Origin of the sequence: Lactobacillus helsingborgensis, assembly GCF_003173695.1 — a bacterium.
GTDB classification, from domain to species: Bacteria; Bacillota; Bacilli; order Lactobacillales; family Lactobacillaceae; genus Lactobacillus; species Lactobacillus helsingborgensis.
This window is the reverse complement of record NZ_CP029544.1, coordinates 1,760,429-1,773,378: the sequence shown is the minus strand read 5'-3', so window position 1 is coordinate 1,773,378 and position 12,950 is coordinate 1,760,429. Positions and strand designations below refer to the sequence as shown.

12 protein-coding genes and 1 riboswitch are annotated in these 12,950 nt (G+C 37.8%); of the genes, 9 read left to right on the top strand and 3 right to left on the bottom strand.

Features of this window, described 5'->3' with window-relative positions:
* Positions 1-245: 245 nt before the first annotated feature.
* A riboswitch (Lysine riboswitch) is annotated at positions 246-424 on the top strand.
* A gap of 86 nt (positions 425-510) precedes the next feature.
* The 7 genes from lysA to DLD54_RS08370 are packed head-to-tail and all read left to right on the top strand — an operon-like array spanning position 511 to position 7,648.
* Complete coding sequence (gene lysA / locus DLD54_RS08400; protein WP_109918926.1) at positions 511-1,824, top strand: diaminopimelate decarboxylase; 1,314 nt, start codon at positions 511-513, stop codon at positions 1,822-1,824.
* 8 nt (positions 1,825-1,832) lie between these two features.
* A complete protein-coding gene (gene dapD, locus DLD54_RS08395; RefSeq protein ID WP_046327785.1) occupies positions 1,833-2,543 on the top strand; it encodes a 2,3,4,5-tetrahydropyridine-2,6-dicarboxylate N-acetyltransferase in 711 nt (236 codons plus the stop codon).
* A gap of 4 nt (positions 2,544-2,547) precedes the next feature.
* Positions 2,548-3,687: an N-acetyldiaminopimelate deacetylase gene (locus DLD54_RS08390; RefSeq protein WP_109918925.1), complete on the top strand. Its 1,140-nt coding sequence runs from the start codon at positions 2,548-2,550 to the stop codon at positions 3,685-3,687.
* 18 nt (positions 3,688-3,705) lie between these two features.
* Complete coding sequence (gene dapA, locus DLD54_RS08385; RefSeq protein WP_109918924.1) at positions 3,706-4,629, top strand: 4-hydroxy-tetrahydrodipicolinate synthase; 924 nt, start codon at positions 3,706-3,708, stop codon at positions 4,627-4,629.
* The gene (dapB, locus tag DLD54_RS08380) at positions 4,629-5,387 is read left to right on the top strand and encodes a 4-hydroxy-tetrahydrodipicolinate reductase (RefSeq protein ID WP_109918923.1); all 759 of its coding nucleotides are present in this window, start codon (positions 4,629-4,631) and stop codon (positions 5,385-5,387) included. Before dapA ends, dapB begins: the two co-directional genes overlap by 1 nt.
* Before the next feature lie 12 nt (positions 5,388-5,399).
* Positions 5,400-6,590, top strand: coding sequence for an aminotransferase class I/II-fold pyridoxal phosphate-dependent enzyme (locus DLD54_RS08375; protein ID WP_109918922.1), 1,191 nt, complete (start codon positions 5,400-5,402; stop codon positions 6,588-6,590).
* A complete protein-coding gene (locus DLD54_RS08370; RefSeq protein ID WP_038524637.1) occupies positions 6,587-7,648 on the top strand; it encodes an aspartate-semialdehyde dehydrogenase in 1,062 nt (353 codons plus the stop codon). Before DLD54_RS08375 ends, DLD54_RS08370 begins: the two co-directional genes overlap by 4 nt.
* 159 nt (positions 7,649-7,807) lie before the next feature.
* Here DLD54_RS08370 and DLD54_RS08365 read toward each other — a convergent pair whose 3' ends face one another.
* Positions 7,808-8,797: a LacI family DNA-binding transcriptional regulator gene (locus DLD54_RS08365; protein WP_109918921.1), complete on the bottom strand. Its 990-nt coding sequence runs from the start codon at positions 8,795-8,797 to the stop codon at positions 7,808-7,810.
* 132 nt (positions 8,798-8,929) lie between these two features.
* Between DLD54_RS08365 and DLD54_RS08360 the strand changes: the two genes are divergently transcribed.
* Together DLD54_RS08360 and DLD54_RS08355 are read left to right on the top strand one after the other, a co-directional pair.
* Positions 8,930-9,580, top strand: a complete 651-nt coding sequence (locus DLD54_RS08360; protein WP_109918920.1) for a bifunctional 4-hydroxy-2-oxoglutarate aldolase/2-dehydro-3-deoxy-phosphogluconate aldolase — start codon at positions 8,930-8,932, stop codon at positions 9,578-9,580.
* 5 nt (positions 9,581-9,585) lie between these two features.
* Entirely contained in the window at positions 9,586-10,611 is a 1,026-nt protein-coding gene (locus DLD54_RS08355) for a sugar kinase (protein WP_109919028.1), read from the top strand.
* 80 nt (positions 10,612-10,691) lie between these two features.
* Here DLD54_RS08355 and DLD54_RS08350 read toward each other — a convergent pair whose 3' ends face one another.
* Together DLD54_RS08350 and DLD54_RS08345 are read right to left on the bottom strand one after the other, a co-directional pair.
* Positions 10,692-11,399: a GntR family transcriptional regulator gene (locus DLD54_RS08350; protein WP_109918919.1), complete on the bottom strand. Its 708-nt coding sequence runs from the start codon at positions 11,397-11,399 to the stop codon at positions 10,692-10,694.
* A 96-nt stretch (positions 11,400-11,495) separates the two neighbouring features.
* Positions 11,496-12,695 (bottom strand): enolase C-terminal domain-like protein, encoded by a 1,200-nt coding sequence (locus tag DLD54_RS08345; RefSeq protein WP_109918918.1) that lies wholly within the window; start codon positions 12,693-12,695, stop codon positions 11,496-11,498.
* Positions 12,696-12,950 lie beyond the last annotated feature (255 nt).

The window sequence follows — 12,950 nt, the reverse complement described above, 5'->3', positions numbered from 1 at the left end:
ATTAGTATTGCATTTTATCATTAAAATTTTAATCTTCAATCAAAAATCAAAAGAGGACTTTTGAAAATGAGCCATTTTGATTAACTATTTTTAAGCTGTAAAAAGCCAAAAAACATTGCTACTAGAAGTTTTTTTGCTTGCAGCTAAAATGACAAATTTTTAAAATCATTGTCTTTATTTTAAAAACAAAAAATAATTCTGACTGAAAATGGTTGACAATGATTTTAATTAATAATAATATTTTAATAAATCGAAGAGGTTGCAACCAACAAAAGTAGCTGGTGGAGTTTCTGCAAAGGCTGAGAAACTAGTGAAAGGGGCGGTTGCCGAAGCATTAATTATTGCGGTAATTAATTAGCTGGGACGTAATCTAACAGGTTACGGACTGTCGCAATTTTATATTCGCGGAGCGCTATCGACAAAATTGATACCAGATAATAACTTGAAGGACTCTTTTGTTAGGCACGACAAAAGAGCCCTTTTTATTTTAAGAAAAAGGGAGAGACTTAAATGGCTGCTAATGATTATTATCAAACTAATGCTCAAGGTCACTTGGTAATTGGTGGGGTTGATGCACTAAAATTAGCAAAAGAGTTTGGTTCTCCATTAGTTGTTTATGACGTACAAAAAATCAAACAGCAATTTCGGGCTTTCCAAAACGCTTTTGCAAAAGAAAATGTGAATTATGCGATTAGTTATGCCAGTAAAGCATTTGCTACGATAGCAATTTACCAGGTAATTAATGAGCTGGGCGGACATGTGGATGTTGTTTCTGGGGGTGAATTATATACCGCGCTGCAAGCAGGTTTTCCTGCAGCAAGAATTAGCTTTCACGGTAATAATAAAACTGCAGCTGAGTTATTAATGGCCGTGAAAAATCATGTTGGCGTCATTATTTTAGATAATTTTACTGAAATTAAGTTGTTAGGCCAGATTTTGCAAGAAACAAATAGTCAGATGCAGGTAATGTTGCGGCTAACACCAGGAGTTTCTGCACATACTCACGAATATGATCAAACTGGTCAAGAAGATAGTAAATTTGGTTTTGATATTCGTTCGGGTCAAGCCGAGCAGGCCTTTTTACAGGTTAAAGCTAACACGCAAATGGAACTAATTGGTCTGCACGCACATATTGGTTCACAAATTCTAGAGACAGCCGGGTTTAAGCTGGAAGTTGAAAGACTTATGCAATTAGTCAAGGACTGGGAGCAAAAATATGATTACCAGCCGCGTGTTTTAAACTTAGGGGGCGGCTTTGGTATTAGATATACCGAACAGGATGATACTTTAACTGCTCAAACCTTCATCAGTCAAATAATGCGGACAGTTAAAAAGTGTGCGCAAATAAGCCACTTAAAAATTCCGGCTATCTGGATTGAACCAGGACGTTCAATTGTCGGTGAAGCCGGTTATAGCTTATATACAATCGGTGCTCGCAAAGAAGTACCGGGACTGCTGCCTTATGTAGCAGTTGATGGCGGTATGGGTGATAATATCAGACCGGCACTTTATCAAGCACAATATGAGGCAGTATTAGCAGAAAAGCCACATGCAGAACCAGTAGAAACGGTTAGACTTGCGGGACGTTATTGTGAATCAGGCGATATTATTATTAACAAACTGAAAATCCCCAAAAGTAAACCAGGCGATGTAATAGCAGTACTAGCTACTGGCGCTTATGGTTATAGCATGGCATCGAATTACAATCGTGTTCCAAGGCCAGCAGTCGTATTTGCAGAAAATGGTCAAGCACAGGTAGTAGTTACACGTGAAACTTATGCGGATTTAATTAGTCATGATCGCTTTTATCAACCGAAAGGATAATTAAAAATATGAAAAAAATGTCGGCAACTGAAATTATTGATTTCATTGCTAATTCAACCAAAAAAACACCTGTGAAAGTATATATCAAGGCTGAGATGTCTAAGTTAAAGTGGCCTGAAAATTGCAAAATTTTTAGTGAAACTCATACCGGGGTCATTTTTGGAGATTGGCAAGACTTGGGTCCTTTTTTAGAAAAAAACGCCGAGAAGATAACATATTATCAAGTGGAAAATGTCAGTCGGAATTCTGCTATTCCCCTGCTAGACATGAAGAACATCTCTGCCAGAATTGAACCGGGTGCCCTTATTCGTGAAAATGTTGAAATAGGCAAAAATGCGGTAATTATGATGGGGGCCGTCATTAATATTGGAGCAGAAATTGGCGAAAATGCCATGATTGATATGAATGCTGTTTTGGGCGGCCGAGCAATCGTTGGTGCGAACAGCCACATAGGAGCAGGAGCGGTAATTGCCGGAGTCGTGGAACCAGCCTCAGCACAACCTGTAAAAATAGGCAAAAATGTTTTGATAGGTGCTAATGCAGTAGTTTTAGAAGGAGTCCAAGTTGGTGACCATGCGGTAGTAGCGGCAGGAGCGGTAGTAACAAAAGATGTACCTGCAAACAGCGTCGTTGCCGGAGTACCAGCAAAAATTGTTAAAATGCGTGATCAAAAAACTGCCTCTAAGACAGGAATTGAACAGGGACTAAGAAAGCTGTGAATTAATGTTAACTTTTGCGCAACTTATTAAAATTCGCCGTGACTTGCATCAAATACCGGAATTAGCGTTGCATGAATATCAAACACAAAAATATCTCTTACAAGTCATTGGTAATTTTAACCAGAAAAATATTGAAATACGTAAATGTCCTGAACTGCCTACAGCTATATTAGTTCTGGTTCGGGGAAGTAAACCACAAAAAACAATTGGTTATCGAGCAGATATAGATGGTCTGCCAGTTCAAGAAAATACTGGTTTGTCGTTTGCTTCCCACAATCATGGTCAAATGCATGCCTGTGGTCATGACATCCACATGGCAGTAGCGCTGGGAATTTTGGCTTATTTTTGCGAGCACCAACCACAGGACAATTTGTTGTTCTTTTTTCAACCTGCTGAAGAAAGTGAAAGTGGTGGTAAAAAAGCTTATGAAGCTGGGGTTTTTACTGGTAAATGGCATCCAGATGAATTCTTCGCCTTGCATGTTACTCCCGACTTGCCCACCGGCACAATTGGCTGCCGTTTAGGAACATTATTTGCGGGCACAACTGAAATCAATATTGACTTATATGGTAAAGATGGTCACGCCGCATATCCACAGCAGGCTAATGATATGGTAGTGGCCGCTGCTGCTTTAATAGAACAAATTCAAACAATTATATCTCGCAGTATTGATCCAATTGCAAGTGGTGTTATTACAATAGGAAAAGTTAGGGCTGGAACAGTTAGAAATGCGATTGCCGGTCATGCTCATTTAGAAGGAACTATTCGCGGGCTAACTCAAAAAATGATCGAAAGAATCGATCAGCGTCTGCGGGAGGTAACTCAAGGAATAGCACAAAGCTATAATGCTAAGGTTGATTTACAGCTTAATCAAGGCGGCTATTGGCCAGTTGAAAATAATCCTCAAATCACAAACGAGTTCATTAATTATATGAAGGAAAATACTCAAATTAATTACCAAGAGATGCAGCCGGCTATGACAGGAGAGGACTTTGGCTATTTACTGGCACAAATACCTGGTACCATGTTTTGGCTGGGCGTAAATGATAATTCCCAGCTTCATTCTGCAACATTTAATCCGCACGAAGAAGCAATAGTAATAGGAATTAAAGCAATGGTGGGTTTTTTACTGAGTCACATGTAGCTCAAAAGGAGAAAAAACATGACTAATTTTGATAAGGCAGATTTAATGACCGCGATAATTACCCCTTTTAATAAGGAGGGAGAAGTTGACTATCCTGGTCTGAAACGATTAACCGAGCATTTACTCAATACAGGTAGCAATGGTTTCGTTATTGGCGGTACGACTGGTGAAACAGCAACCATGACCCATGATGAAAAAATTGCGTTGTACACTAAATTCGCTCAAATAGTTGATCACCGTGTACCTGTGATAGCCGGCACAGGCAGCAATAATACTGCCCAAACCGTTGCGTTTACGCAAGAAGTAGGACAAATTCCCGGTATTGATATGGCATTAGTAGTTGCGCCATACTATAACAAGCCGAATCAAAGAGGAATTACAGCTCATTTTCAAAAAGTAGCTGAAAATTCACCTGTACCAATCATTATTTATAATATTCCGGGACGAACAGGAATTAAGATTAGCAAGGAAACTCTGGTTGATTTATCGCGTAATCCAAAAATTGCTGGTGTTAAGCAGTGCTCAGATTTAGAAGACTTGGAATATATTGTTGAACATGCAGCCAATGAATTTTTGGTATATACAGGCGAAGACTTACAATCTTTAACGGCTAAAGTCTTGGGAGCAAAAGGAGTAATTTCGGTAGCTTCTCATATTTATGGCAAAGCTATGCGGAAAATGTATGATGAATTAGATCAGGGCAAAATTGCTGCAGCGGGTAAATTGCAAAGACAACTAATGCCGAAAATGCAAGCATTATTTATGTACCCCTCACCTTCACCGGTTAAGGCAGTTTTAAACGCTCAGGGTTTACCTGCTGGTGGCTGCCGGTTACCGATTGTAGATTTAAATGAGACAGAAAAACGGCAATTAGCTATTCATTTAGGTTTAGATGAAGCGGCTTTATTGCATGAACTGCCACTAGAATTAGGAGTAGATTAATGAAAAAAATTTTAATAGCTGGTGCCACAGGATCTATGGGCAGACAAGCAGTTCAATTAGTTGAAAAATTACCGGATTGCCAATTGGTAGCAGTTTTAGCACCCACAGTCTCTAGCAGTTCGGATTTCAAGCCTGACGTTAAGCGATTTGATAATTTAGCAATGGTTGATGTTGCTGCTGATGTTTGGATTGATTTTACTACTCCACAAGCTGTTTATGAAAATACCGAATTTGCACTCAAGCACCATATACGTCCTATTATTGGCACTAGTGGTTTAACTACTGAACAAACTGAGAAATTACAAGCAATTGCACAAAAAGAAAAGTTAGGCGGTATTATTGCTCCTAATTTTGGCTTGTCGGCCGTGTTATTAATGAAATTTGCGCAAAAAGCAGCCCGTTACTTTCCTGATGCTGAAGTCATTGAAATGCATCATGCTGACAAAAAGGATGCTCCGAGTGCTACGGCTATCACCACTGCCAAATTAATTGCTGCTAATCGTAATTCAGAAAACTGCTCTCAAACAGCAAATGATTCTCAAGCTCGCGGTGCGGATTATGATGGCATTCCCGTTCACTCTGTGCGGTTACCCGGCTATATAGCTCACGAGCAGGTGCTTTTTGGTGGTCCTGGCGAAGCTTTAACTATTAGACAAGACTCGTTTTCACGTTCTTCATTTATGCAAGGCGTGAAAGTTGCTTTAGATCAAATAATGAATTTATCGAAATTAGTGGTCGGTTTGGACCAAATTTTATAAGGAGAATAATGAATGCCACAATTAGCTGCTGATTTAACTTCAATTACCCACATACCTTTGGCACAAATTCCTGCTTCTGGTATCCGGGCTTTTGCTCAAAAAATTGAAAATGTACCTGATTTAATCAAATTGACTCTGGGAGAACCAGATTTGAATACACCTGAACATGTTAAACAAGCGGCTGCTCAAAGCATTTTAGATAATGATTCACACTATTCAGCTCAAAAGGGAACTTTAAGACTGCGGAAGGCAATCAGCAAGTATTTAAAACGTAAACAAAATCTTTCGTATGATCCTGAAACTGAAATTATTGCTACTGTTGGTGCAACTGAAGCCATAGCTGCAACTATGTTGGCATTGTTTCAACCGGGAGATCAAATTATTGTACCAACGCCATCGTATGCTCTTTATTTTCCGTTAATTGGGTATACTAAAGCCGAATTGATTGCCATTAATACTGCAGACACAAATTTTGTTTTAACTCCGCAAGTTCTGGAAAAAACTCTAACTAAGTATCCTAAAGCAAAAGCCATTTTACTGAATTACCCGACTAACCCTACTGGTAGGGAGTGCCCAGCCTCAGTTTTAGGTCAACTAGCTCCAATTATTAGGCAGCACCAGCTGTATGTGATTTCTGATGAAATTTATAGTGAATTGACGTATGATTTTGCCCATATTTCAATAGCTCAATATTTACCTGAACGCACTTTAGTAATTAACGGTCTTTCAAAATCTCATGCTATGACGGGTTATAGAATAGGTTATGTGACAGGTCCAGCTGCTTTAATTAGTTTAGTTGCCAAGATGCACGCCTTTTTGGTGACCGCACCTTCTAATCCTGCTCAAGCCGCGGCTGCAGAAGCCCTTGAAAATGGCGATCAGGATCCTGTCGAAGCACGAATAATTTATCAAAAAAGGCGTGACTATATTGTTGCTGCTTTGAATAAAATGGGTTTAAAAACGCATAAGAGTGAGGGCGCATTTTATGTTTTTGCCCAAATACCAGCAAGTTACGGTCAAAATGACGAAGCTTTTGCCTTAGATTTAGCACATGAAGCTAAAGTTGGTGGTACTCCCGGAAGTGCTTTTGGTGCTGGTGGAGAAGGATATATTCGCTTTTCATATGCTGCTGGCGATGAAGATCTGCATACAGCTATGAAGCGTATTCAAAAATTTTTAGCAGAAAAGGGCGATATTAAATGAAAGAATATGTAGTTGCAATTTTAGGTGCTACAGGCGCAGTGGGTCAACGCTTAATTAGTGAATTGGAACATGCACAAATTCCTGTTAAAGAAGTTAAATTGCTGGCTTCTAAGAATTCAGCAGGTAAAAAACTAAAATTTAAAAATCAAGAAATTAAAGTAGAAGAAGCACGGCCGGACTCGTTTAATGGCGTAGACTTGGTTTTATCATCTGCCGGCGGTGCGGTGTCTCAAAAATTGTTGCCTGAAGCGGTTAAAAGAGGAGCAGTGTGTGTAGATAATACCAGTGCTTTTCGTATGGCTGATGATGTTCCGCTAATTGTGCCAGGAGTTAACGATGACCAATTAGTTAACCATCACGGAATTATTGCTAACCCCAATTGTTCAACAATACAAATGGTGGCTGCGCTTTATCCACTGCACGTTAAGTGGGGAATTAAACAAATTATTGTTTCGACTTATCAAGCCGTTTCTGGTGCCGGTAAGGCAGCTTGGGATGAGCTGCTTCAACAAGCACAAGATAGGCTGAATAATCAAGAGACTGAAGCCAAAATATTGCCAACTGCATCTGCTAAAAAGCATTATCCGATGGCATTTAACCTATTACCGCAAATTGATGTATTTGAAGATGATGGTTATACACACGAAGAATGGAAAATGATTCATGAAACAAAAAAGATTTTGTATAATGATCAAGATTCACAGCAGATAAAAGTTACTGCTACTTGCGTACGGGTGCCAGTTGAAATTGGTCATGGCGAAACGGTTTATTTCGTCCTTAAAGACAAATCAGTCACTGCTGCTGCTATCCAGCAGGAAATTAAGAAGACTCCAGGACTGGTTCTACAAGATGATCCCCAAAACCAGATTTATCCACAGCCTTTGTTAGCAGCGGGCAAAAAAGAGACTTTTGTTGGGCGTATTCGTCCAGACCAAGAAAATCCCGGCGCATTCAATATGTGGGTCGTAGCCGATAACTTATTAAGAGGCGCCGCTAGCAATACTGTTGAGATTGCAGAATGCTTGGTACGTGACAACCTGGTTCATGTTCCTAAGTAGCTATTTATATTAGCAGGCTAAAAAATGTTTTGTACTGTGCTTTTATAGTGTAAATTAGTCAGAATAAATTAACGAAAACCAATATTATATTCAATCTGAAAAAGCGTTGAGAAGATAAGTTCTCAACGCTTTATTTTTTGAGTTAGATTTTGCCCCTTTTTAGTCTTTTTTAATAAAACTGGTTTTAACCATTGAAGTATGAGGTATGTTTTGTTTGTTTGCCAATAAATTAAGCATGATTGCACCAGCTTTTTGCCCCATTTTGTAAGGGTCTTGCAATATCATCTTAGCAGAGGGCCAAATAGACGAAATTAAGCTGGAATCCGCAAAACCAGAAATTTCTATATTTTTGTTGGGTAAAAGGTTAGCATGGATTAAATCTGGTAAAAATAACAAAAGCCACCGTTCTTCTAAAAAGAAAAGCACGGTTTTTTCTGCTTTTTCGGCCAAAATTTTTTCTAATTTAGCAAATATTTCCTTATGTTGGAGCATTTTTTCGTCAAGTTCAAAGATGGTAACTTGCGGATAAACAGCTTTAACACCTTTAAGACGCTTTTGCCTAGTCGAGGCAATTGCGATTGCGGATGAAAAAACAATTGCTTGTGTAAATCCATGTTGATAAAAATACTGAGCAGCTTTTTTACTAGCTGCAAAATTTTCGCTTATTACTTGGGGCCACGAGGAGTCCTTTAATTGACGGTCAAGAATTACAATTGGCAAATCTCTCCGGACTTCAGATTTGATTTTAGCAACATCACTACTTAAAGGCTGTAATATTAACCCGTCATAAGTATTTAATCCCACCATATTAATTAGCTGTTTTTCTTTAGCTTGTTGAGAATCAGTATCAAGCATTACGGTGGCGTAGCCAGCGCGTTCTAAGACGGAATTCGCTCCCTTATATAATTCAGTAGAAAACGAATCAGCTATATTAACAACAATAATCGCAATCATTTTACTTTTGTGAGTTATTAGCTGTCTGGCTGCAGCATTAGGAACATAATTCAGTTTAACAATTGCGTTTTTAACCTGATCAGCTGTTTCAGCTGACATTCGATTAAGTTGACCATGTAAATAACGTGAAACTGTTGCAATAGAGACATTTGCCAAGTTGGCAACATCTTTAATACTTGCTGTTTTTTTCTTCATAATACCCTCGAATAATTGTACTAAGTTTATTATAGCAAATAACCAAAAACTGACGGGTCCGCGAAAAACGTCATTGAATTATTTTAGGTAAAGGTTTACCATAAGATAAAAAGAGTAATGAAAGGACTTACAATGCAAGAATCAGAAACACTTTTAGCTATCAAAAATGCAGGAATAGTTGCAGTAGTTAGAGGAAACTCTCCTGAAGAAGCTGAGAAAACTGCCAATGCCTGTATTAAGGGTGGAATTAAAGCGATTGAATTAACTTTTACTGTGCCTAATGCTTCAGAAATTATACAAAAACTAAGTACAAAATATGCTAAAGACACAGATGTTGTGATTGGTGCCGGCACAGTTTTAGATGCAGTAACAGCAAGAATTGCACTTTTGGCAGGAGCCAAATTTATTGTAGCTCCTACTTTCGACCAGAATACCGCATTTTTGTGTAATGAGTATCAGGTACCTTATATACCAGGTTGTATGACTGTGAGTGAAATTCAAACGGCTATGCGCTATGGTGCAGAGATTGTTAAAGTTTTCCCGGGAAGTACCATGGGACCTGGCTTTGTTAAGGCTGTTAAAGCACCTTTACCCCAAGCTAATATTATGCCGACTGGTGGTGTTAACTTAAGCAATATGCACGAGTGGTTCGAAGCTGGTGTCACTGTAGTGGGTGCGGGCAGCAATTTGACTGCAGCTGCTGCCAAAGGAAATTATGCGGCAGTAACTGAGCAGGCTAAGTTATATCGCAAAGAATATCTGCGAATTAAAGAAAATAGGTGATGGGTATGCAAAAGGTTGTCACTTTTGGTGAAATTATGTTGCGTTTAAAGCCGCGTGAAAACGAGCGTATCATTCAAACAGATAGCTTTTCTGGTCTATATGGAGGAGCAGAAGCAAATGTAGCCGTATCACTGGCTCTATTAGGTGATAGTGTTCAATTTGTTTCTAAAGTACCAGCTCATGCTATTGGTCAGGCAGCATTAGGAGCGCTAAGTCGTTATGGGGTAGATACCAGTGAAATTCATCGGGGCGGACCACGCTTAGGCATTTATTTTTTCGAAAAGGGAGCCAGCATCCGCAATACCAGTGTAGTTTATGATCGGGCAGGAAGTTCTTTTGCTGTGGCGCCGGCTGAAGAATATGACTGGCCCCAAATTTTGCAAGATGCAGGTTATTTTTACTTTTCAGGAATTACGCCCGCGATTTCTTCTGCATTGCAAAAAGCACTTTTGGCGGCTTGTCAATATTGCGCAAAGCATGATATTAAGGTTATCTGTGACCTTAATTATAGGGGAAAAATGTGGTCGCCTAAGGATGCACAGATAGCAATGGCAAAATTAATGCCTTATGTAGATATTTGTCTTGCGCATGATGAAGACTTTGAAGCGACTTTAGGGATCAAAGCTTTTGATAACGATATGAGTCATGGTATTGAGCAAAGAGAAACATTTATTCAAGGGATGAAAGAAATTTCGCGTAAATATCCTAAATGTCAGACAGTAGCCAGCATTTTAAGAGATATTCATTCAGTTGAAGATTCAAAGTGGACTGCTTTGATGGTTGATCATGGTGAGGTTTTTCAAGCACCAGTCTATCAAATGCATGTCTGGGAAGGTGTAGCTTCTGGTGATGCTTTTGGTGCCGGTTTAGTTCATGGCTTGGTGCATAATTTTTCTAAGGAAAAGATGCTTAATTATGCCTTAGCAGCCAGCGTCTTAAAATTAACTATTAGCGGTGATTTTAACTTAGTTAGTGATGCAGAAATTCAAGCGGTAATGGCTAAACAAGGTAATATGCGTGTATTAAGATAAAAAGTTTAATTAAATTCAAAACGCGTCGTATTAAGACCAAGAAATCTTAATATGACGCGCTTTTTAGTTTTTTCTTTGTTTTATAGAGCCCTGAAATTTTGTCCCTCACGATTATATGGTCTTATGTAAGTAACTGAGTAATCAATTGCAGCTATTTCACTATATTCAAAAACTCTACCAGTATTTAAAACTGATCGATTTATTATTTTCATCATTGGTGTTCCTTTACGGCATAACAAAATATGAGAAGTATGTTCATCAGATATTGTAGGTATATAGCTGGTTATATGATGAGAAATTTTAAGCCCTTTACTTTCAACATATTGCTGAATTGAGCCTTCAATCACTGATTGATTAAGATCAAAAAATAAAGAACAAGGCATCACTGAATACTCTAATTGTTCAATTTTATAATTAACAATTCGTATTCTTTCAAAAACCCAAACCTTACTATTTGGTTCAATCTGAAAAATTTGTTGATCTTTAGAATTAGCTTTTCTTTTTTCTAAGCTTAGCATTTTTGATTTAAGACGTTTATAAGGAGTTTTAGTTAAGGAATTGAAAATTAGTGGATTTTTAAGAGCCTTTTTATTAATAAAAATACCTGAACCCTGAATGGTTGAGATAATTCCCATGTCAACCAAATCAGCAATTGCTTTTTGTATGGTGAATCTGGAAACTTTATAAGAAGATGCTAGTTTTCTTTGATTTGGTAACTTATTTAAATTATAAGCTCCTTGATAAATTTTACTTAATAAGTCTTGTACAATAAAATCAGTTTTTTTCATTTTTAGCTATTATATTAAATTTTCAAATAACATTTTTATATGCGAATACGATTCTAGGATCTTAGAATCGTATTTTTAAATATTAAAATAATTATGTTAAGGAGTAACTATAGTTCCGTCTGGTATACGGCTTTGTGTCCACTCGTGTGGTCTATAAGTTATAGGGAATTCTTTTGCTAGTTCTTCATTGAATGTAACGCCTATTCCACTGCGCTCAATTGGGTAAAAATAGCCACCTTTTACTTCTGGGATGCCACCAAATAATTTTTTGGTATTTTCGGGAACAGGAACATTCTCTTGAATGGCAGCATTATGAAGATGAATATTTAAATGAGTGTTTACAGCAATTCCAATAGGTGTGATATCTGGTGGAGTATGCCACGCCATACGTATGCCAAAGATCTCACAAAAATTTGCAAGCTTAATAGCAGGTGTGATACCACCAATTTGAGAAACATGAGCTCGCATAAAATCAATCTGTCTATTGGCAACTAAGTCTTTCCACTCCATTGGATTATTAAATAGTTCACCGGTTGCAAGCGGAGTGACAGACTGACTACGAAGCTGCTTCAGCCATTCGTTTTGATCAGGTGGAAGGATATCTTCTAAAAAGTAAAGATTATATTTTTCGGCTTTTTTAGCAAGGCGGAGTGCTTGATTAGGAGCTAGCCGTTCATGGACATCATGAATTAGTTGAAATTTAGAGCCGTACTTTTGCTTAATTGCTTCAAACATTTTTAAAGTTGTTGTCATATATTGTTCGGGATCAAAATATGAACCAGGAAGTGGATTATTTGGTGTAGCCAAATTTTTAGGAGTGCCGCCATAAAAACCTAATTGGCAACGAATATATTTGTATCCTTCATTTAAAAAAGAATCAATTTTTTTATATAAATCATCTAAGCTTTCTGCTTCAGCATGAGTATACGCTGGAATTGCTGTTCTTGCTTTTCCACCAAGAAGTTGATAAAGCGGCATATTTGCCAACTTTCCTTTAATATCCCATAAAGCCATATCAACACCAGAAATTGCATTATTTATAACTGGTCCGTTTCGCCAATATGAGTTTACTTTCATTAGGTACCATAAATCTTCAATTTGATTAGCGTCTCGACCTATAAGTAAAGGCTTTAAATAATTTTCAACAATTGATTCTACAGCAAGTGGTCTAAACTGAAAAGTAGCGCATCCATAACCGGAAACATCCTGATCTGTTTCTACTTTGACTACAACCAAATTATGACGGTCAGGCTTAACGCCAAAACTTTTAACGTCAGTGATTATTGTCTTTTCCACAATGTCTCTCCTTTTTCAATTTTGTTAAATCATTAATAACCATATTGAAGCATGTATAAATAATAAAAGTCAATTTGGTATTTAAAAAGTGCTAATAAAGGTTAAAAACCAGTCCAATTTTTATAATTTTGTGGCTATAAATGCTGATTTAAAGAGATTTTAAATAATTTACGTGGGTAAAAGCCAGATTTGGCAAAAAATTTTTTCAATGATAGTATTGCGTTGGAAGCACATCAGTAAACGCTTACAGAAGTC